Raw genomic sequence first — 19,612 nt, 5'->3', positions numbered from 1 at the left:
ATGGGCAAGTTAAACACTAGCAAAAATGACTACAACGGACAAAAAGAAGCGCCCCGCAACATGTGTCGCGAGGCGCTAAAATCTCTAAGGTGCGAAACGCTTAAGCTGCTGCTGTTTGCGCCTTTGCAATCTCTTTTTTTACTTTCAACGCGCTGTCGGACAATTCGCTGTCCTTGGACTTTGCGAAAAACTGATCCAGACCACCGCGGTGATCCACTGTACGCAATGCTGCTGCACAAATTTTCAGCTTGATGCCACGGCCCAGAACTTCGGACTGAAGCGTCACATCGTTCAAGTTTGGCAAAAACCGACGACGTGTACGGTTCTTAGCGTGGCTTACGTTGTTGCCCGTCATCGGGCCTTTTCCGGTCAATTCGCAACGGCGCGACATGGGCGTATCCTCGTGTTCGTGCATTCTAAGCGTATCTTAGAAAAGCAAAATTGGGCGCAGCTAACGCAGGCGCATGTAAATCTCTCGGGGGTATTAGGGGGATAACAGTGAGCCGTCAAGCGATTCACTCCCCCTTCCCCTTCATCTTTCCAAATAAACTTCGGGGGAGTCTCAGCTTGCTGAGGCGGGGGCCGGCCCCCTCGCAGGGTCGCGTCGTTTCACATCGCTAAAATCTACAACAATTCGCGCATCTGTTGCGCCGCAAATGCTGGCGTAACATCCCCTCGCGCAACCGCAGCTCCCAAATCATCCATCGCATTGCGCAGCGCACCAGCCTCACTCAACCGCGCCAGCAAACTTTGACGCACATCTTCTTCAAACCAAAACCGCGCTTGCTCTGCGCGCGTTCCCTCAAAAAACCCGTTCTCACGCCGCCAAGCGATCAAAGCACTCATTTCTTCCCAAGCCTGCTCTAACCCGTTCTCCTCCAACGCGGACACAGCCAGCGCTTTTGGAAAATCGCTTGGATCCTGCGCGCGCTTGCGCAGCAACCGCAAAGCCCCCGCGTAATCCGCCATCGTGCGCGTCGCGGCAGGTTTCAAATCGCCATCCGCCTTGTTGACCAGAATCAGATCAGCCATTTCCATGATCCCGCGCTTCACCCCTTGCAACTCATCCCCACCAGCAGGTGCCAAAAGCAGAACAAACAAATCTGCCATCTGCGCCACAACAGTCTCGGATTGCCCAACGCCAACCGTTTCAATGAGCACCACATCGAACCCGGCCGCCTCGCAGACAGCAACCGCTTCGCGCGAGCGCCGCGCGACACCACCCAAATGCGTTTGCGAAGGAGACGGGCGAATAAATGCAGCCTGTTCGCGCGACAAACGATCCATACGGGTCTTATCCCCCAAGATAGAGCCGCCAGAGCGTGTTGAACTCGGATCAACCGCCAGAACCGCCACACGCAGCCCCTTGGCGATCAAATTCATACCAAAGCTTTCGATGAACGTGGATTTGCCAACACCGGGCGTCCCAGATAGGCCGATGCGCAAAGCTTGCTTGCCCCCCTGCGCCAGGGCTTCCAGCAACCCCGCCGCCGCGATGCGATGATCTGCGCGCGCACTTTCCACAAGCGTAATCGCCCGCGCAAGGCCGCGCCGTTCACCGTTTCGAACCGACTGGGCAAGCGCTTGAATATCCATCGACGACCTCTTGAAAAACTGACCTCGGTTTTCAACGAGCAAGCAAGCGTTGTCTAGCCCTTCGCTTTGAACGATATGTATCCAATGCAAGGTGCTCTACCCATTGATGACGTCCTTCCCGCGCTCTTGAGCGCGCTTGAAACCCATGGGCGTGCCGTCCTGCAAGCGCCCCCCGGTGCCGGCAAAACCACCCGCGTCCCTTTGGCGGTGCTGCAAGCCGCGAAATTCCACGGCAAAATCATCATGCTCGAGCCTCGCCGCCTCGCGGCGCGCGCAGCCGCTGAACGCCTTGCCAGCCAGCTGAACGAACCCGTCGGCCAAACCGTCGGCTACGCGATGCGTGGCGAGCGCAAAACTGGCCCAAACACCCGCATAGAAGTCGTCACAGAAGGCATTCTCACAAGGATGATCCAGTCCGACCCTGAACTGACGGGCATCGATTGCGTGATCTTTGATGAATTTCATGAACGTTCGCTCAATGCCGATCTTGGCCTTGCCCTCTGTATTGAGTGCCGCACAGCCCTGCGTGAAGACCTCGCGTTGATCGTCATGTCCGCAACCCTCGATGCGGCCCCTGTCGCCGAGTTGCTCAATGACGCGCCGATCATCACGTCAGAGGGGCGCAGCTATCCCGTCGAGCCGATATTTTTGTCTCGCCCAACCTCGAAAGAGCGCCGCCTTGAGGCACATATGGCCGATCTCATCGCGCAGGCATTGAACGAAACAGACGGCAGTATTCTTGCGTTCCTTCCCGGAGAAGGCGAAATTCGCAGGACTGAAAGCCTGCTCGCGAGCCGTATCGCCACAGATACGACCCTGCGTCCACTCTTTGGTGCAATGAAATTCCAAGACCAACGCGCCGCGATCCAACCCCAAGCAGATGGGCGGCGCAAAGTCGTGCTTGCAACCTCGATCGCCGAAACATCCCTGACGATTGAGGGCATCACAACCGTGGTAGATAGCGGGTTTGCGCGGCGCGCACGCTTTGATGCCGGAACTGGTATGTCGCGCCTTGTGACCGAACGCGCCTCTCGCGCCGAAGCGACACAGCGCGCGGGTCGTGCAGGGCGTCTTGGTCCCGGCAAAGCATACAAACTCTGGGCGAAGGGCGAAAATGGCACACTTCCTGCTTTTGCCCCTGCTGAGATCGAGACGGCTGACCTGACAGGACTCGCGCTTGAGCTTGCCCTTTGGGGTGCGCCGCCAGAGGATTTACCCTTCCTGACACCGCCCAACCCCATCGCACTTGGCGAAGCGCAAGCGCTGTTACAAACCCTCGGCGCACTCGACAAAGATTTACGCATCACCGCGCATGGCAAAGCCCTTGCTCGCCTGCCGCTTCATCCGCGCCTTGGCCACATGCTAAGCAAAGCAGGCAAACAAGCAGCAATGCCCGCGGCCATCCTGAACGAACGCGATCCTCTCGGACGCAGCGCGGGCTGTGATCTGTCGTTGCGCACGCGCGCGCTACAAGACCGCCGTGTCCCAAAGGACTACGGGAGCCGTATCACGCAAGAAGTGAAACGCCTGAACAAACTCATGCCAAACGCATCGCAAGACCCTTTCAGCCTCGGCTCTATGGCGGCGCTTGCCTATCCTGACCGTATCGGACAACGACGCAAAGGCGACGCACCGCGCTATGTGCTGTCAGGCGGCAAAGGCGCAGTCATGGAAGAGGGCGACGTCCTTGGTAACGCGCCTTTCATCGTAGTCACTGATACGGACGGCAACCCACGTGAAGCCCGCATCAGGCAAGCGGCTCAGATAGATCTTGCTGATATCCGCGCGCTATACAATGCGCAGATCACTTGGGTCGATGAGTGCGCCTGGTCCAAGCGCGAGCGACGCGTCATTGCTTACCAACGCGAAAAGCTAGGGGCTCTGGTGCTGGATGAGCGCCTTTGGAAAGACGCGCCAGATCAGGCGATTGCACATGCGATGCTCGATGGCGTTCGCGCGCTTGGTTTGACGTTTTCCCCTGCCACACAGCGCTTTCGCACACGTGTTGATCTGATGCGGCAAGCGGGTGAAGATTTTCCTGACCTTGATGAAGTGGTGCTCTTGGACAGCATTGAGCAATGGCTTTTGCCCTATCTCTCCAACATCAAGAACGCCGCCCAGCTCAAAGCGCTCGATTTGCTTAACCCTTTAAAATCCCTTCTCACATGGGATCAACAACAGCGCCTTGATACAGCTGCACCGTCGCATGTTGAAACGCCGCTGGGGCGGCGCATTGCGGTAGATTATGAATATGGCACGCCCGAAATAGAACTGCGCTTGCAAGAGATGTTCGGCACCACCGTGCACCCCATCGTGGCAGGCCAAGCCTTGCGCGTGACGCTCTTGTCGCCTGCTGGTCGCCCTGTGCAAACCACGACTGACATCCCTGCGTTCTGGGATACGTCCTATGCGGATGTGCGCAAAGACATGCGCGGGCGTTACCCACGCCATCCATGGCCGGAGAACCCGCGTGAAGCTGATCCGACCTTGCGCGCAAAGCGAAAAAACCGCTGAAAGTTGAATAATTTCAACACTCTGTTAAGGTGCGACACATAAAAGCAAAAAAAGGATGGCGGATTTCGATGGTAGGATTGTTAAAAAAGGCGTGGCAGGAAGTTGTAAAACCTCTGGTGCAGCGCCCTGATCGCGTACAAGTCGCGGCCATTTGTTATCAAGGCACGGGTGCAGATCGCAAAGTGCTTATGATCACCAGCCGCGAAACCAAACGCTGGATCGTTCCCAAAGGCTGGCCCATCGATGGTCTGGATGCCAAAGCAGCCGCTGCCCAAGAAGCTTGGGAAGAAGCGGGCGTGAAAGTTGCCAATATCTCGCCAGAGCCGCTAGGCACCTATGATTACGACAAACGCATGGACGGCGGCGGTGTAGTGTCTTGTGCAACGCAGGTTTATGCCCTCGAGGTGGATCATTTAGAGGATGACTTTCCAGAGGCGGCTGAGCGCACGCGCAAGTGGGTTAATCCAAAGCAAGCCGCTGAAATGGTTGATGAACCAGGTTTGCAAGACATTCTAAAACAATTCTGATTGGCGCTGACCAAAGGTAAGTAAATCCAAGCCGATGTGATGAAACCCTTGTCTTGAATCATTTTGAGCTCTAGGCGCAGTTCAACTTTATCGCAGCCAAAAGAGACTGACATGGCCGAAGATCCCCTTGGTAGCCAGTGGAAAACCCTCGATCGTGATCTGAACAGGATCAGTCAGCTTGAGATGGCGACAAACTATGTCGCGCGTCCCATGGTAGGCCTTGGCATTGCTTTTGCCTTTATCTTGATGGCGTTCTTGATTGCCATGATCTGGTTCGGGGGCACCGAAGGCTCGCTCATCGTTGCCGCCGCCGCCGCAGTTGGTGCCTATATGGCGATCAACATTGGTGCGAATGATGTTGCCAACAACATGGGCCCAGCGGTTGGTGCGAACGCACTGACAATGGGCGGCGCGATTGCGATTGCTGCAGTCTGTGAAAGCGCCGGTGCGCTTTTGGCAGGCGGGGATGTTGTCTCGACCATTTCTAAAGGCATCATTGACACAGAAGCCGTCGCAGACGGGCAAGTCTTTATGTGGGCGATGATGGCCGCGTTGATCAGTTCTGCGCTTTGGGTGAATTTGGCCACGTATGTCGGCGCGCCTGTGTCCACGACCCACTCTGTCGTGGGTGGCGTGATGGGTGCGGGCATCGCCGCGGCTGGTCTGGCTGCTGTGAACTGGCCAACGATGGGCACGATTGCTGCCAGCTGGATTATTTCGCCCGTCCTTGGTGGTGTCATCGCGGCGGCTTTCCTTGCTTTGATCAAACACAAGATCATCTATCGCGAAGATAAAATCGCCGCTGCACGTGTTTGGGTTCCGATCCTCGTTGGCATTATGGCCGGTGTGTTTGCCACATATCTTGCGATGAAGGGCCTAAAACGGATCATCAAAATTGATATTCAAACCGCCCTCTTCATCGGTGCCGTGATTGGCATTGGTACTTACTTCATCACAAAACCACTTATTATCAAGCAATCCCAGGGTCTTGAGAACAGAAACAAGTCGCTTAAGGTCCTGTTCGGCATTCCACTGGTTTTCTCCGCGGCACTCCTAAGTTTTGCACATGGTGCGAACGATGTCGCCAATGCGGTTGGCCCCCTTGCTGCGATTGTTCACGCCAATGAATTTGGTGATTTCTCTTCCAAAGTCGCAATTCCTATGTGGGTCATGGTGATCGGTGCCTTTGGTATTTCGTTCGGCCTTTTCTTATTTGGTCCGAAGTTGATCCGCATGGTGGGCAGCCAGATCACCAAATTGAACCCGATGCGAGCTTATTGCGTGGCTTTGTCCGCTGCTATCACCGTGATCGTGGCCAGTTGGCTTGGCCTTCCTGTGAGTTCCACCCATATCGCCGTTGGCGGTATCTTTGGCGTGGGTTTCTATCGCGAATGGCATATGGAAAATCGTCTGCGCGGTCTCAAAGGCCCCGTGCCTGTCGCGAAAACGATCGCACCGATTGAGCGTCGTCGTCGCAAACTTGTGCGTCGCTCACACTTTATGACCATCATTGCAGCTTGGGTCATCACCGTGCCTGCCGCCGCATTTATGTCAGGTGTCATCTTTAGCGTCCTCTATTGGATCGCCGTGTAAGCGCGTTCCTGCTCGGACACGCAAGAATCGCTATGCACTGGGTTCTATCCGTTTAAACTGATCAAATCTTGTATCACTCATTGCCCCGCGGCCTGCCCTTCATGCTGATCTGTACTTTGTCAGCTTGCAACGCTGTGAGTGAAGACCGCATGAGTACGTCTGGCAGTAATCTTAGCCCTGACTATGAACGCCTCGCGAGCACTGCCAACGAGACCAGCGGACTTGGCGGCGTAGCTTTGAAACTCCAGCCTATTCCGACGGCAACGACATTGAGCAGCTCTTCTGGAACGCTTGATCATGCCACGGGTGCAACCACGATTAACGACGGGACCTACACTTTGGTTGATCCAGATGGGTTTACTGCGGATGGCCTGCTCACCGATGGTGTATCAACCCTGTTTTCAACGCCAGCGCAGGGGTTTACGGGCAACTATGATTACGCACGCGTCTACACACATGCCTATTTCGTCAACTCTGTACCCTTCTTATCAACCGGAATTTATGGCGTCGTAACGCGCTCTGAAGATATGCCAACGGCTGGTTCCGCGACATTAAATGGCGAAGCGCAAGCGAGCTATTTCAACAGTGCCACCAACTTCGACTTAAGCAATGGCACGTCGAAAGTTGAAACAAATTTCACGGATGGCACGGTAGATGTGACAACGGATCAATTTGAAATCACAAATCGCGATACGGGCGTCAGCGCCAATGTCGGGTTCAACGGTATCAAGATCACCGGCATGAAAATCTTTGGAAACCAATTTTCAGGCGGCACGATCACGACTGAGCAAAATGGGCGTGACGTCGAAATCATTACAGATCGCGCACAAGAAAGCGCGCTTGGCCGCTTCTTTGGGCTCACCAATTCCGGCCAGCCTGATGAGGCGGGCGGAATTGGGTATCTCAGAGGCGACGACAGGTCGCTAACGACGATCTTCTTGGCCGATTAGATTATTTTTCGAGACACCAACGCATAATCGCTTTTTGAGCGTGCAACCGGTTTTCCGCCTCATCAAAGATCACCGAATTTGGCCCATCCATGACAGCGCTTGTCGCCTCTTCTTCGCGGTGCGCAGGCAAGCAATGCATGAACAATGCGTCTGGTTTGGCATGCGACATCAGCTCTTCATTCACCTGATACGGACGTAGCATGTTGTGGCGACGCTCCTTAGCGGACTGGCTGTCATGCATCGAAACCCACGTATCCGCGACGACAAGATCAGCATTTTGCACAGCTTTTTGTGCGTCGCGCTCAATGCTGACGCTGACACCTGCTTTGCGCGCAAGACCGACGAACTCGTCTTCTGGATCAAGCTGCTTAGGCCCAGTGAATACCAGATCAAACCCGAATTGACCCGCCGCATGAAGGAAGGACGCGCAAACGTTGTTGCCATCACCACACCACACGACTTTCTTACCTTTGATTGGCCCGCGATGTTCTTCGAACGTCATAACATCCGCCATGATCTGACAGGGATGCGTGCGATCTGTCAGCCCGTTAATGACAGGCACATCAGCGTATTCCGCCATCTCGAGCAACACGCTTTCGTCAAACGTGCGGATCATGATCAGATCAACATAGCGCGACAGCACGCGCGCCGTGTCAGCAATGGTTTCGCCGTGACCAAGTTGCATGTCAGAGCCAGACAGCACCATGGTCTCACCACCCATCTGGCGCACGCCCACATCAAAAGAGACGCGTGTTCGGGTCGAGGGCTTTTCGAAAATGAGCGCAACCATGTGGCCTGCAAGCGGTTGCTCTGAATCCAGCGTCGCTTTGGGCAGGCCAACGCGCGCATCTTTCATAGAACGCGCGTTGCTGATGATACCGCTCAGCGCGGTTGGGTCTGTTTTGTGGATGTCTAGAAAATGGTTCATGTGTTTATACTTTTTCTAATGATGGGGCGAGGGGCCAACCCCTCGCGCTCCCCGGGATATTTATGAAGAGAGGAAGACTAGAGCGTTTTCTCTATTTGAGAGGCGGCGGCGCTGAGGCGCTTGATGGCTTCGGCAATGTCGTCTTCGGTGATGTTGAGGGCAGGCAGCAGGCGGATCACATTGTCGGCAGCCGGAACAGTGATGACCTCGTTGTCATAGCCCGCATTCACGATGTCGATGTTCGTCGCTTTGCATTTGAGACCAAGCATCAGACCTGCGCCACGCACGCTCTCGAAGATATCGGGGTGTTGCGCGATCAGCCCTTCGAGACTTTGACGCAATCCCCCTGCACGGCGCGAAACATCCGCCAGGAACTCAGGATTAGCGACAGTCTCAAGCACAGCGCAACCAACAGCGCAGCCCAGAGGATTGCCGCCATATGTGGAGCCATGGGTGCCAGCGGTCATGCCACTTGCCGCGTTTTCTGTTGCGAGCACGGCGCCGAGTGGGAAGCCGCCACCGATGCCTTTGGCGACCATCATGATGTCAGGCTCAATCCCAGCCCATTCATGCGCGAAGAGTTTGCCTGTGCGACCGACACCACATTGCACTTCATCGAGGATCAACAAAATGCCATGCTCATCGCACAGATCGCGCAGACCTTTGAGGCATTGATCCGGAAGCGGGCGAATACCGCCTTCACCTTGGACTGGTTCGATCATGATCGCTGCCGTTTGATCAGTGATCGCAGCCGTCAACGCGTCGTGATCGTTCCATGGCAAATGTTTGAAACCACCGAGCAGAGGGCCGAAGCCTTTAGTCATTTTCTCAGAGCCTGCAGCGGCGATGCCCGCGGAAGATCGGCCGTGGAAAGAGCCCTCGAACGTGATGATCTCTACCCGCTCGGGCGCATCTTTATCGTACCAATATTTACGCGCCATTTTGACAGCGAGTTCGCAGCTTTCCGTGCCTGAATTGGTGAAGAAAACCGTATCCGCGAAAGTGTGTTCGACCAAAAGATCCGCAAGCTTTTGCTGCTGAGGGATTTGATAGAGGTTGGACACATGCCACAGAGCGCCTGCTTGCTCGGTCAAAGCCGCAACTAAAACCGGGTTCGCGTGACCAAGGGCATTCACCGCAATACCCGCGCCCAAATCAAGAAAACGTCGCCCGTCTGCTTCAATCAACCAGCTGCCCTCGCCCTTTACAAAGGACATAGGCGCACGAGAATAGGTCGGTAGAACAGAAGGGATCATGGGAGCATCCTTGGAAAAATTAAGCCCTTTGAGTGCCTGAGCGGCAAGGGCAAGTCAACAATTTGGGTGATACGTGAAAGAGTTGGCCGTCACGCACGGCAGATCGAACGCTTTTTAAGCGCGGCGCAAGTGTCGTCGGAGACGGTTATGTGCGGTTTTGATCATGCGCTTTTCATAAAGCAGCGCGCGAAGAACGCAAGTCTGGGATTGTATGTGGATACAATTGGACGCTTGCGGATGCGCAGAATTCAACGCAGATCTGGCGTATGAGTGATCTGCCCAACAAACACCTGCCAAGCCACAATCCACGTCTTGCGATAATCCTGATGATCTGCGCAACCGCGTTCATTGCGGCGACAACTTTGCTGGCCAAAGCACTGGGCACGGACACGCTTGGCGCACCTTTGCATCCTGTTCAGATCACGCATGCGCGGTTCTTGTTCGCCGCGTTGACGCTTGGCAGTGCGGCTTTGATCATGCGTCCAAAGCTTGGGCCTGTTGATCTGAAACTACATGTGATGCGCACGACTTGTGGTGCTGCGGGGGTGACGTTGATGTTTGCAGCTGCTGCCTTCATTCCACTCGCAGACGCTACGGCGATCAGTTTTTTAAACCCTGTGTTTGCGATGGTCTTTGCGATTTTCTTGCTCGGGGAAAAGGTTGGCCCAATCCGGTGGAGTGCTGCTGGTATTGCGATGGTTGGGGCTTTGGTTTTGCTCCGGCCCGGCTCGGGAGCGATTGCACCGGGGGCATTGCTCGCACTTGGGGCGGCTTTGATCTTGGGGTTGGAAATTGTCTTCATCAAGCGTTTGTCGGGTCGTGAAGCCCCGTTTCAAATCTTGCTGGTGAACAATGGGATCGGCTTGGTGATTGCCACACTCGCCGTCTTGTTCGTTTGGGAGCCACCCACCGGGCAACAATGGCTCGCGCTTGCGGGTGTAGGCGTGTTGATGGCAGCGGCGCAGACGTGTTTTCTGAACTCGGTCGCGCGCGCGGATGCGTCTTTTGTGGTGCCTTTCAGCTATGGTACGCTGTTGTTTGCGACCCTGTATGACGCGTTGATCTTTGGCGTCATCCCGACATCCGTTTCACTGCTTGGCGCTGGGATTATCATCGCGGGTGCAGCGCTGCTTGCATGGCGACAGGCCATCACTTCTAAGGCTTGAGGCGATAGCCGGTGCGAAACATTTGCCATGCAATTCCAGTGACAATGGCGACTGAGAGCGTGCAGATGAGCATACCAGACCATGGGTTACTATCCGACACGCCAATCACCGAATAACGCAGGCCGTCGATTAAATAAAAGATCGGGTTGAAATGCGTGATCTCGCGCAAGACAGGTGGCAACACGGTGACCGAGTAGAACGTCCCCGAAAGCATAGCGAGCGGCGTGACGATGAAATTCGTAATCGCCGCCATTTGATCAAATTTATTTGCAAAAATACCCGCAATGATGCCCAGTCCACCAAGGAAAGCAGAGCCAAGCACGACGAAGACCAGCGCCATAAATGGGTGCTGCACACCAATGCCGAGGAAAACGAGCAGGCCAAGACCAATCGCGATCGAAACAAACACGCCGCGTCCGATGCCGCCAACCAGATAACCGATCACCATCTCCAGCGGAGACAAGGGCGGCATAAGCGTATCAACAATGTTGCCCTGCACTTTGGAAATCACAATCGAGGAGGTCACATTGGCAAACGCGTTCTGAATAACGGTCATCATCAGAATACCGGGCGCTATGAATTCGATGAACGGCACGCCCATGACCTCTCCTCGACGTGGGCCGACAGCAAGATTAAAGATCAACAGCAACAAGCCTGCGGTGACCAATGGTGCCAACAGCGTTTGCGTCCAAACCGCCAAGAAGCGGCGCGTTTCGCGCCAGATCAAGGTTTGCAATCCCAGCCAATTCACCCGGCCAAAGCGGCGCGCACCCATCTGTGGTGTATCCAAGCGTGCGTTTTGTGTCATAGGTGGCTCCAGCCTCGTGTCCCTGATTCGTGCGACTTGTATCTCAGCCGAGGCTGATTAGAATAGGGGCAAGCACCAGATATCAGGAGCGGCGCGTTGAGCGGGCCGCTTTTTTACATAAGGAAGCCAGAATGTCCTGGACAGATGAACGCGTAGAGACGCTGAAAAAGATGTGGGGCGAAGGCCAGTCCGCGAGCCAGATCGCCAAAGAACTCGGCGGCGTGACGCGCAATGCTGTGATCGGCAAAGTGCATCGCTTGGGCTTGTCGAACCGCACGACCACGAGCACCGCCAAGAGCGACGCCAAACCGAAGACCGCCAAGGCAGAGCCAAAGGCGAAGGCAGCACCAAAGGCTGATGCGGCTCCCAAGGCTGTGATGCCAATTGCAGAGCCTACGACGCCTCCTCCGCCCCCTTCGCGTGCGCGCCGTGCCATTATTCCTGCGGGTCAACCTTTGCCACCGCAGCCTTCTGCGAATGAGATCAGCCCAGAGGCGCTTGCGAAAGTGTCCGAGGTCGAGAAGAAATCAAAAAAGATCGGCTTGATGGAACTAACAGAGCGCACATGCAAATGGCCTGTCGGTGATCCAGCCACAGAGGACTTCTGGTTCTGTGGTCTACCTGTGAAAGCTGGCAAGCCTTATTGCGAAGCGCATGTCGGCGTCGCGTTCCAGCCTATGTCCGCGCGCCGCGACCGTCGCCGCTAATCTATTTGCGCGCGCTGATGTAACGCGCGCGCATACTCCTTCGAAGGCGCTTTCATGTTGAGCCATATTTGGACGTTTTGTCTCATCTTTTTGGCTCTTCCCCTGCAGGCGCAGCAAATCGCGATCACGCTTGATGATCTGCCCTAAGTCTTGCGTTCGCGCACCACGCCGCAAGAAGGCATGAAAATTATACGCGATGTAAATGCGGCGTTGAAAACCCATGACATCATTGCAACGGGCTTTGCGATCGGCAATCAGATCAACGAAGAGACAGCCCCTGTCATGGACGCCTTCGCAAACGCGGGGCACACGGTTGGCAATCACAGCTGGTCACACCCTGATTACGATACTCTCACACGCTGGGCATTCCGCCGCGAGGTCCGTCGCACTGACCGCGCGCTCAAACCGTGGATGCAGGGCCAAAAGTACTATCGCTTTCCATTTCTACGAGAAGGTAAAACAGAAAAAGCCAAACGTGCTGCGGAAAATGTCCTGAAAAATCAAGGGTATGAAAATGTTCCCGTCACCATTGATAATGACGAGTGGCGGTTCAACTCGGATTACGTGGATGCTTTGGATATGGGTGATCAGCGCGAAGCGCAGCACATCGCGACAGCATATTTAGAACATATGAAAGAGCGGACCGCGTATTTTCAAGCGCTCTCGCAAAAGGCGCTAGGGCGCGACGTATCGCATATTCTGCTGCTGCATATGAATAAGATCAACGCAGATCACTTGGATGATTTGCTCGCGTGGTATGACACCAACGGCTGGACATTCATCACCGTAGAGCAAGCCCTGCGTGATCCACTTTTCACAGCGCCTGATCTCTACACAGGCCCTCGCGGCCTTTCCCAGATTGAGCGTGTGCTGGGCGAGTAACCCTGCGTGTTGTAGCACGCAGGGCCACATTTGCTTAGTCCTGCGGAATAACGCGCAGGCCCAGTTCCATCATCTGATCGCTCATCGGCTCTGACGGCGCATTCATCATCAAATCTTCCGCACGTTGGTTCATCGGGAACATGATGACTTCGCGAATGTTCGCTTCATCCGCAAGCAACATCACAATCCGGTCGATCCCTGCCGCGCAACCACCGTGGGGCGGAGCACCGTATTGGAACGCATTGACCATGCCACCAAAACGCTTCTCGACCTCATCCTTGCCATAGCCCGCCAGCTCAAACGCTTTGAACATGATGTCGGGCTGGTGGTTTCGGATCGCACCGGAAATCAACTCGTAACCATTACAGGCTAGGTCATACTGGTAGCCCAAAACCTCCAAAGGATCGCCTTGAAGCGCCTCTAGGCCACCCTGCGGCATCGAGAAGGGGTTGTGCGAGAAGTCGATCTTGCCCGTTTCTTCGTCCGCCTCGTACATCGGGAAATCAACGATCCACGCAAATGCAAAACGATCCTCGTCGATCAATTTCAAGGCTGCGCCAATCTCGTTGCGCGCACGTCCTGCAACGCTTTCAAACGCAGATGGCTTACCACCCAAGAAGAATGCTGCATCGCCGACACCCAGACCAAGCTGCTGGCGGATCGCCTCTGTGCGCTCAGGTCCGATGTTTTTAGCCAGCGGTCCAGCAGCTTCCATACCCTCGCCCTGATCGCGCCAGAAGATATAGCCCATGCCAGGCAGACCTTCTTTCTGCGCAAAGGCATTCATACGGTCACAGAACTTGCGCGAGCCACCTGTCGGCGCAGGGATCGCGCGGATCTCGGTACCCTCTTGCTCTAAAAGCTTCGCGAAGATCGCAAAGCCAGACCCAGCGAAGTGCTCAGACACGACTTGCATCTTGATCGGGTTGCGCAGGTCCGGCTTATCAGAGCCATACCAAAGGGCCGCATCTTTATACGAAATCTGCTCCCACGTCTGGTCAACTTTGCGGCCACCACCGAACTCTTCGAAAATACCGCCAACCACCGGCTGGATCGTATCAAAGACGTCCTGTTGCTCTACAAAGCTCATCTCAAGGTCGAGCTGGTAGAAATCTGTAGGCGAGCGATCCGCGCGCGGATCTTCATCGCGGAAACACGGCGCAATCTGGAAATACTTGTCAAAGCCAGACACCATGATCAGCTGCTTGAACTGCTGAGGGGCCTGCGGCAAAGCGTAGAACTTGCCCGGATGCTGGCGTGACGGCACCAGAAAGTCGCGCGCGCCTTCTGGGGATGATGCTGTGATAATTGGTGTCTGATATTCGCGGAAATCCCGCTCCCACATGCGCTTGCGCATTGAGGACACAACATCAGACCGCAGCTTCATATTGCGCTGCAATTTCTCACGGCGCAGATCTAGGTAGCGATACTTGAGGCGGGTCTCTTCGGGATATTCCTGCTCGCCGAATACCATCAACGGCAGCTCGGACGCAGCACCCAAAACTTCAATGTCACGAATGAACACTTCAACTTCACCCGTCGGGATTTTTGGGTTCACCAAGCTCTCGTCGCGCGCCATGACGTTGCCATCGATACGGATACACCACTCAGAGCGTACTTTTTCGATCTGGCTGAACACAGGGCTGTCTGGGTCTGCCATCACCTGAGTGATGCCGTAGTGATCGCGCAGGTCGATAAACAAGAGGCCGCCGTGATCGCGCACGCGATGCACCCAGCCAGAAAGACGCACATTTTCGCCTACGTTGGATTTATTTAGATCGGCGCAAGTGTGGCTGCGATAGGCGTGCATGGTGCTTTTTCCTTCGGAAAGGGCTATAGGATAGGGGCCGATACACCGCGCGGGGGCGCGAAAGTCAAGTCTCGCTTGCCCGCACGCTCATATGCCCCTTGAACCTGCCCATGCCATGTCTATAACCCACGACAATTTGCACGCTGCCGCGACTCTGTCCTGCCACCGATCGAGCCGCCCCGAAAAAGAGGTCTTCCCATGCCCAAACGTACCGACATTTCATCCATTATGATCATCGGCGCGGGGCCAATCGTAATTGGGCAAGCCTGCGAATTCGACTATTCTGGCGCACAGGCCTGCAAGGCCCTTCGTGAAGAGGGTTACCGCGTCATTCTGGTCAACTCCAATCCGGCCACAATCATGACCGATCCGAACTTGGCGGATGCAACTTATATCGAGCCGATTACACCCGAGATCGTCGCCAAGATCATCGAGAAAGAACGCCCTGATGCGTTGCTTCCGACGATGGGTGGTCAAACGGGTCTCAACACATCTTTGGCCCTTGAAGAGATGGGCGTGCTTGAGAAATTCGGCGTTGAAATGATTGGTGCGAAACGCGAAGCTATTGAAATGGCAGAAGATCGCAAGCTCTTCCGCGAAGCCATGGACCGCCTCGGCATCGAAAACCCCAAAGCGACAATCGTAACCGCACCCACAGATGAGAACGGCAAAGCCGATCTTTCCGAGGGCGTGCGCATCGCGCTTGAAACACTCGACTACGTCGGCCTACCCGCGATTATCCGCCCTGCCTTTACCATGGGCGGCACAGGCGGCGGCGTGGCGTACAACCGCGAAGATTATGAGTTTTTCTGCCGCTCTGGCATGGACGCGTCCCCTGTGAACCAAATCCTCGTGGACGAGTCACTTCTGGGTTGGAAAGAATTCGAGATGGAGGTCGTGCGTGACACGGCTGACAACGCGATCATCGTCTGCGCGATTGAAAACATCGACCCCATGGGCGTGCACACAGGCGATTCGATCACCGTCGCCCCCGCGCTGACCCTGACAGACAAAGAATACCAAGTGATGCGCAACCACTCCATCGCGGTTTTGCGCGAAATTGGCGTGGAAACAGGCGGCTCCAACGTTCAGTGGGCGGTAAACCCTGCGGATGGCCGCATGGTCGTCATTGAGATGAACCCACGCGTGTCTCGCTCTTCCGCGCTTGCCTCCAAGGCGACAGGTTTCCCGATTGCCAAGATCGCTGCTAAGCTGGCCGTAGGCTACACGCTAGATGAGCTGGATAACGACATCACCAAAGTAACGCCTGCGTCCTTTGAGCCGACCATCGACTACGTCGTCACCAAGATCCCGAAGTTCGCGTTCGAGAAATTCCCGGGTTCTGAGCCATACCTCACCACGGCTATGAAATCCGTTGGCGAAACCATGGCCATCGGCCGTACGATCCATGAGAGCCTGCAAAAAGCGCTGGCCTCGATGGAGTCCGACCTCACTGGTTTCGACGAAGTCGAAATCGAGGGCGCGCCAGAGAAATCTGCGGTTATCAAAGCGATCTCCAAGCAAACCCCAGACCGCATGCGCACCATTGCGCAAGCCATGCGTCACGGTCTGACGGATGATGAAATTCACGTGGTCACGATGTTTGACCCTTGGTTCCTTGCCCGTATTCGCGAAATCGTCGAGGCCGAAGAAGGCGTGCGCGAAAATGGCCTGCCCAGCGATGAAGCGGGCCTGCGCCATCTCAAAATGATGGGCTTCACAGATGCCCGCCTCGCCAACCTAACTGGCTTCAAAGAGAAAGACGTGCGCAAAGCGCGCCACGCCGTCGGCGTCACAGCCGTCTTCAAACGCATCGACACATGTGCTGCCGAATTCGAGGCGCAAACGCCCTACATGTACTCCACATACGAGGCACCCGCTTTCGGCGATGTGGAATGCGAAGCACGCCCGTCTGATCGCAACAAAGTTGTCATTCTTGGCGGTGGTCCGAACCGTATTGGTCAAGGGATCGAGTTTGATTACTGCTGCTGTCACGCCTGCTACGCCCTAACGGACGCGGGTTACGAGACGATCATGATCAACTGTAATCCCGAGACGGTTTCGACGGATTACGACACCTCTGATCGCCTCTATTTTGAACCCCTCACATTCGAGCACGTCATGGAAATCCTGCGCGTCGAGCTTGAGAACGGCACGCTGCATGGCGTTATCGTTCAGTTTGGTGGACAGACGCCTTTGAAGCTGGCCAATGCGCTAGAAGCAGAGGGCATTCCGATCCTTGGCACCTCTCCTGATGCGATCGACCTGGCAGAAGATCGCGAACGTTTCCAAGCGCTTGTGAACCAGTTGAACCTCAAGCAACCACGCAATGGCATCGCATCCACAGACGCCGAAGCCCTCGCGATTGCGGAAAACATCGGCTTTCCACTGGTTATTCGTCCTTCTTATGTTTTGGGTGGCCGCGCTATGGAAATAGTGCGCGATATAGCGCAACTGGAACGCTACATTTCTGAGGCGGTTGTTGTGTCCGGCGACAGCCCTGTGTTGCTTGACAGCTACCTTTCTGGCGCGGTCGAACTCGACGTTGATGCGCTTTGCGATGGTAAAGAGGTCCACGTCACAGGCATCATGCAACACATCGAAGAAGCGGGTGTTCACTCTGGTGACAGCGCTTGTTCCTTGCCGCCCTACTCGCTGTCCAAAGACGTGATCAAGCGGATCGAGGAGCAGACACATGCCCTAGCGCTTGCCCTGAACGTCGTTGGCTTGATGAACGTACAATTCGCGATCAAAGACGACGAGATTTACTTGATTGAGGTGAACCCACGCGCCTCGCGCACTGTGCCGTTCGTCGCCAAAGCAACCGACAGCGCAATCGCGTCCATCGCCGCGCGCCTCATGGCAGGTGAGCCGCTCTCCAACTTCCCAAAGCGCGGCGCATATCCAGAGGGTGCGATCCCCGGCTCGCAACCAATGCCGGATCAAATGACGTTGGCAGATTACAATATGCCGTGGTTCTCCGTCAAAGAAGCCGTGTTGCCTTTCGCTCGTTTCCCCGGTGTCGATACGATCCTCGGCCCTGAAATGCGCTCTACGGGCGAAGTCATGGGTTGGGACACCTCCTTCGCCCGCGCCTTCCTTAAGGCACAAATGGGCGCTGGCGTTGTCTTGCCGCGCGAGGGTAAAGTCTTTGTTTCCATCCGTGATGACGACAAAACCGACAAGACCTTAGAGGCCGCTAAACTATTGGCATCTCTCGGATTTACCTTTACTGCAACACGCGGCACGCAAAGCTGGCTATCCGCTGCGGGCATTGAGTGCGAGATCGTGAACAAAGTATATGAGGGCCGCCCAAACGTGGTCGACAACCTCAAGAACGGCGAAATCGCCTTGGTGATCAACACGACTGAGGGCGCGCAAGCGGTGGAAGACAGCCGCGAAATCCGCTCCGTCGCGCTTTACGGCAAGATCCCCTATTTCACGACTGCCGCCGGTGCCCAAGCCGCCGCCCTCGCCATAGAAGCACAGATCAGCGACGATCTGGGCGTGATGTCTTTGCAGGGTGTGGGGTAGACAACAAAAAACCGGCGCTAGGATCACTCCAGCGCCGGTCCAGTCATCTTAAAATGAAATTACGCTCAACTCGAAAGGCGCGTAATTTCCTCTTTAAGTCGTAGTTTTTGTTTTTTGAGTTCTGCAATTTGAAGGTCCTGCGTTCCGGGCGCGCGCTGTGCGGCTTCCACTTCGGCAGAAAGGTTTAGGTGTTTCTTCTTCAGCTGTTCCAGATGTGAACTCAAGCTCATCGAGGTCCTCCTAAGGTTAGATGTGCAATGATAGTCCAGCATAATTTTTTTCATCTGTCACGCTGCAGATGCATCCTATGGTTAACCCAACCTTAAAATGCGTAAGATTTAGGCAACGCCCCCAAAGCTCAAACCCGCGCCATGACGCAAGATAGCTTCGATTATCTCATTGTAATTCTTATCATTTCCACCGTGCTCAGCCCCTTGGTGCATCACAATAGGCGCGTGTAAGCGAAAATCTGCCCGCCCCTCTCTTTTTGCGCGCACCAATACCAAATGCGCATCGCGACCTGTGCGTGCATACAAAGGTTGTACCTCAATAGAGCCGAGCGATTTGAAAACAGCGCTCATAAGTTCTGGCAAACGATCCGCGCGCTGCACAAAATGCAGCTGTCCTTTGGGCGCAAGTCGCTTGCTCGCAACGCTCACCCATTTACTCAACGGCGTGTCGCCACCTAGCCCCACTTCGCGCTCAACATTCAGCGAAGGCACGCTACGAGCACGATCATAGTATGGCGGGTTAGCGATCACATGATTATAGCCCTGTGCTTTCACCTCTGCGGGCAAAGCTTTCAAATCAGCCGGATAAACAGTGAAGTCGATACCATTACGCGCCGCATTTTCACGCGCAAGATCAGCGTAATCTGCTTGCAGTTCCACCCCCGTCAAAGACAGGCCCGCAATCCGCCGCCCCAAACACAGCGATGCAACGCCGCCCCCACATCCAAGTTCAAGTACTGTTTCACCCGCTTTCGCAGGCACGCTCGAAGCCAGTAAAACAGGGTCTACACCCGCACGATAACCGTTAAGCGGTTGTGCAATCTGCACGAGCCCCCCAAGGAAGGCATCAACGCTGCACGGCCCTAGTTGGGGATGCTCAATGTGGGAGTTCAACTTCGTTTTCCGCCAAAATGCGCAGGACACGTTCATAGTCACGCGTCGCCACCATCACACGGCGCGGCAAAATGCCTATGGAGCCTTCAAGCACGCTCATATTTACGTCCAACTCAAAGATCGGTATACCCGCATCATCAAGGATGGCTCGCACGAGAGCCGTGAGTGTTATGTCATTGGTTCGCATCAGTTCTTGCATAAAAATAGAGTTAAGCGC

17 protein-coding genes are annotated in these 19,612 nt (G+C 55.2%); 8 read left to right on the top strand and 9 right to left on the bottom strand.

Annotated elements, in window-relative coordinates; genetic code table 11:
• Nucleotides 1-100: 100 nt before the first annotated feature.
• A complete protein-coding gene (gene rpmB / locus PFRI_RS09360) occupies nucleotides 101-391 on the bottom strand; it encodes a 50S ribosomal protein L28 (RefSeq protein ID WP_072630437.1) in 291 nt (96 codons plus the stop codon).
• 233 nt (nucleotides 392-624) lie between these two features.
• The gene (gene meaB / locus PFRI_RS09355; RefSeq protein ID WP_072630436.1) at nucleotides 625-1,596 is read right to left on the bottom strand and encodes a methylmalonyl Co-A mutase-associated GTPase MeaB; all 972 of its coding nucleotides are present in this window, start codon (nucleotides 1,594-1,596) and stop codon (nucleotides 625-627) included.
• A gap of 84 nt (nucleotides 1,597-1,680) precedes the next feature.
• On the opposite strand from meaB, the gene hrpB reads away from it, so the two are divergent.
• The 4 genes from hrpB to PFRI_RS09335 all read left to right on the top strand — a co-directional run bounded on the left by hrpB (nucleotide 1,681) and on the right by PFRI_RS09335 (nucleotide 7,180).
• On the top strand, nucleotides 1,681-4,110 hold the full coding sequence (gene hrpB, locus PFRI_RS09350) for an ATP-dependent helicase HrpB (RefSeq protein ID WP_072630435.1): 2,430 nt from the start codon (nucleotides 1,681-1,683) through the stop codon (nucleotides 4,108-4,110).
• Between the two features lie 68 nt (nucleotides 4,111-4,178).
• The gene (locus PFRI_RS09345) at nucleotides 4,179-4,637 is read left to right on the top strand and encodes an NUDIX hydrolase (protein WP_072630434.1); all 459 of its coding nucleotides are present in this window, start codon (nucleotides 4,179-4,181) and stop codon (nucleotides 4,635-4,637) included.
• Nucleotides 4,638-4,748: 111 nt separating this feature from the next.
• Nucleotides 4,749-6,230, top strand: a complete 1,482-nt coding sequence (locus PFRI_RS09340) for an inorganic phosphate transporter (RefSeq protein ID WP_072630433.1) — start codon at nucleotides 4,749-4,751, stop codon at nucleotides 6,228-6,230.
• 149 nt (nucleotides 6,231-6,379) lie between these two features.
• Entirely contained in the window at nucleotides 6,380-7,180 is an 801-nt protein-coding gene (locus PFRI_RS09335) for a hypothetical protein (protein WP_072630432.1), read from the top strand.
• 1 nt (nucleotide 7,181) lies between these two features.
• Here PFRI_RS09335 and argF read toward each other — a convergent pair whose 3' ends face one another.
• Nucleotides 7,182-8,108 (bottom strand): ornithine carbamoyltransferase, encoded by a 927-nt coding sequence (gene argF / locus PFRI_RS09330; RefSeq protein ID WP_072630431.1) that lies wholly within the window; start codon nucleotides 8,106-8,108, stop codon nucleotides 7,182-7,184.
• A gap of 77 nt (nucleotides 8,109-8,185) precedes the next feature.
• On the bottom strand, nucleotides 8,186-9,364 hold the full coding sequence (locus PFRI_RS09325) for an aspartate aminotransferase family protein (RefSeq protein ID WP_072630430.1): 1,179 nt from the start codon (nucleotides 9,362-9,364) through the stop codon (nucleotides 8,186-8,188).
• Between the two features lie 266 nt (nucleotides 9,365-9,630).
• Here PFRI_RS09325 and PFRI_RS09320 point away from each other — a divergent pair, with 266 nt between their 5' ends.
• Nucleotides 9,631-10,530: a DMT family transporter gene (locus PFRI_RS09320; RefSeq protein WP_072630429.1), complete on the top strand. Its 900-nt coding sequence runs from the start codon at nucleotides 9,631-9,633 to the stop codon at nucleotides 10,528-10,530.
• Here the strand turns inward: PFRI_RS09320 and PFRI_RS09315 are convergent.
• Nucleotides 10,520-11,338, bottom strand: a complete 819-nt coding sequence (locus tag PFRI_RS09315) for an ABC transporter permease (protein ID WP_072630428.1) — start codon at nucleotides 11,336-11,338, stop codon at nucleotides 10,520-10,522. The two genes, PFRI_RS09320 and PFRI_RS09315, sit on opposite strands and share 11 nt — an antisense overlap.
• A 131-nt stretch (nucleotides 11,339-11,469) precedes the next feature.
• Between PFRI_RS09315 and PFRI_RS09310 the strand changes: the two genes are divergently transcribed.
• Together PFRI_RS09310 and PFRI_RS09305 are read left to right on the top strand one after the other, a co-directional pair.
• Nucleotides 11,470-12,045, top strand: a complete 576-nt coding sequence (locus tag PFRI_RS09310) for a GcrA family cell cycle regulator (protein WP_072630427.1) — start codon at nucleotides 11,470-11,472, stop codon at nucleotides 12,043-12,045.
• A gap of 180 nt (nucleotides 12,046-12,225) precedes the next feature.
• Nucleotides 12,226-12,927, top strand: a complete 702-nt coding sequence (locus PFRI_RS09305) for a polysaccharide deacetylase family protein (RefSeq protein WP_111445375.1) — start codon at nucleotides 12,226-12,228, stop codon at nucleotides 12,925-12,927.
• Between the two features lie 34 nt (nucleotides 12,928-12,961).
• On the opposite strand, the gene aspS is transcribed toward PFRI_RS09305, so the two are convergent.
• Nucleotides 12,962-14,737 carry an aspartate--tRNA ligase gene (aspS, locus tag PFRI_RS09300; protein ID WP_072630425.1) on the bottom strand — a complete coding sequence of 592 codons (1,776 nt, stop codon included), beginning with the start codon at nucleotides 14,735-14,737 and terminating at the stop codon, nucleotides 12,962-12,964.
• Between the two features lie 198 nt (nucleotides 14,738-14,935).
• Between aspS and carB the strand changes: the two genes are divergently transcribed.
• Nucleotides 14,936-18,271: a carbamoyl-phosphate synthase large subunit gene (gene carB / locus PFRI_RS09295; protein ID WP_072630424.1), complete on the top strand. Its 3,336-nt coding sequence runs from the start codon at nucleotides 14,936-14,938 to the stop codon at nucleotides 18,269-18,271.
• Between the two features lie 65 nt (nucleotides 18,272-18,336).
• Here carB and PFRI_RS09290 read toward each other — a convergent pair whose 3' ends face one another.
• From PFRI_RS09290 to PFRI_RS09280, 3 genes are all read right to left on the bottom strand, one after another.
• The gene (locus PFRI_RS09290) at nucleotides 18,337-18,501 is read right to left on the bottom strand and encodes a YdcH family protein (protein ID WP_072630423.1); all 165 of its coding nucleotides are present in this window, start codon (nucleotides 18,499-18,501) and stop codon (nucleotides 18,337-18,339) included.
• A gap of 108 nt (nucleotides 18,502-18,609) precedes the next feature.
• Nucleotides 18,610-19,329 carry a tRNA1(Val) (adenine(37)-N6)-methyltransferase gene (locus PFRI_RS09285; protein WP_245812333.1) on the bottom strand — a complete coding sequence of 240 codons (720 nt, stop codon included), beginning with the start codon at nucleotides 19,327-19,329 and terminating at the stop codon, nucleotides 18,610-18,612.
• Nucleotides 19,330-19,378: 49 nt separating this feature from the next.
• Complete coding sequence (locus PFRI_RS09280; protein ID WP_072630422.1) at nucleotides 19,379-19,594, bottom strand: putative signal transducing protein; 216 nt, start codon at nucleotides 19,592-19,594, stop codon at nucleotides 19,379-19,381.
• Nucleotides 19,595-19,612: the final 18 nt, after the last annotated feature.

The organism is Planktotalea frisia (assembly GCF_001890925.1).
GTDB lineage: Bacteria > Pseudomonadota > Alphaproteobacteria > Rhodobacterales > Rhodobacteraceae > Planktotalea > Planktotalea frisia.
Note: the sequence above shows the minus strand (reverse complement) of the source record. Positions and strands in the feature narration are given on the sequence as shown.

Excerpts from the sequence above, each read along its gene's own strand:
- PFRI_RS09340 (WP_072630433.1), top strand. The coding sequence starts at position 4,749 with ATGGCCGAAGATCCCCTTGGTAGCCAGTGGAAAACCCTCGATCGTGAT.
- PFRI_RS09315 (WP_072630428.1), bottom strand. The coding sequence starts at position 11,338 with ATGACACAAAACGCACGCTTGGATACACCACAGATGGGTGCGCGCCGC.
- rpmB (WP_072630437.1), bottom strand. The coding sequence starts at position 391 with ATGTCGCGCCGTTGCGAATTGACCGGAAAAGGCCCGATGACGGGCAAC.
- PFRI_RS09310 (WP_072630427.1), top strand. The coding sequence starts at position 11,470 with ATGTCCTGGACAGATGAACGCGTAGAGACGCTGAAAAAGATGTGGGGC.
- argF (WP_072630431.1), bottom strand. The coding sequence starts at position 8,108 with ATGAACCATTTTCTAGACATCCACAAAACAGACCCAACCGCGCTGAGC.
- aspS (WP_072630425.1), bottom strand. The coding sequence starts at position 14,737 with ATGCACGCCTATCGCAGCCACACTTGCGCCGATCTAAATAAATCCAAC.
- PFRI_RS09325 (WP_072630430.1), bottom strand. The coding sequence starts at position 9,364 with ATGATCCCTTCTGTTCTACCGACCTATTCTCGTGCGCCTATGTCCTTT.
- PFRI_RS09305 (WP_111445375.1), top strand. The coding sequence starts at position 12,226 with ATGAAAATTATACGCGATGTAAATGCGGCGTTGAAAACCCATGACATC.
- meaB (WP_072630436.1), bottom strand. The coding sequence starts at position 1,596 with ATGGATATTCAAGCGCTTGCCCAGTCGGTTCGAAACGGTGAACGGCGC.
- PFRI_RS09280 (WP_072630422.1), bottom strand. The coding sequence starts at position 19,594 with ATGCAAGAACTGATGCGAACCAATGACATAACACTCACGGCTCTCGTG.
- PFRI_RS09290 (WP_072630423.1), bottom strand. The coding sequence starts at position 18,501 with ATGAGCTTGAGTTCACATCTGGAACAGCTGAAGAAGAAACACCTAAAC.
- PFRI_RS09335 (WP_072630432.1), top strand. The coding sequence starts at position 6,380 with ATGAGTACGTCTGGCAGTAATCTTAGCCCTGACTATGAACGCCTCGCG.
- carB (WP_072630424.1), top strand. The coding sequence starts at position 14,936 with ATGCCCAAACGTACCGACATTTCATCCATTATGATCATCGGCGCGGGG.
- PFRI_RS09320 (WP_072630429.1), top strand. The coding sequence starts at position 9,631 with ATGAGTGATCTGCCCAACAAACACCTGCCAAGCCACAATCCACGTCTT.
- PFRI_RS09345 (WP_072630434.1), top strand. The coding sequence starts at position 4,179 with ATGGTAGGATTGTTAAAAAAGGCGTGGCAGGAAGTTGTAAAACCTCTG.
- hrpB (WP_072630435.1), top strand. The coding sequence starts at position 1,681 with ATGCAAGGTGCTCTACCCATTGATGACGTCCTTCCCGCGCTCTTGAGC.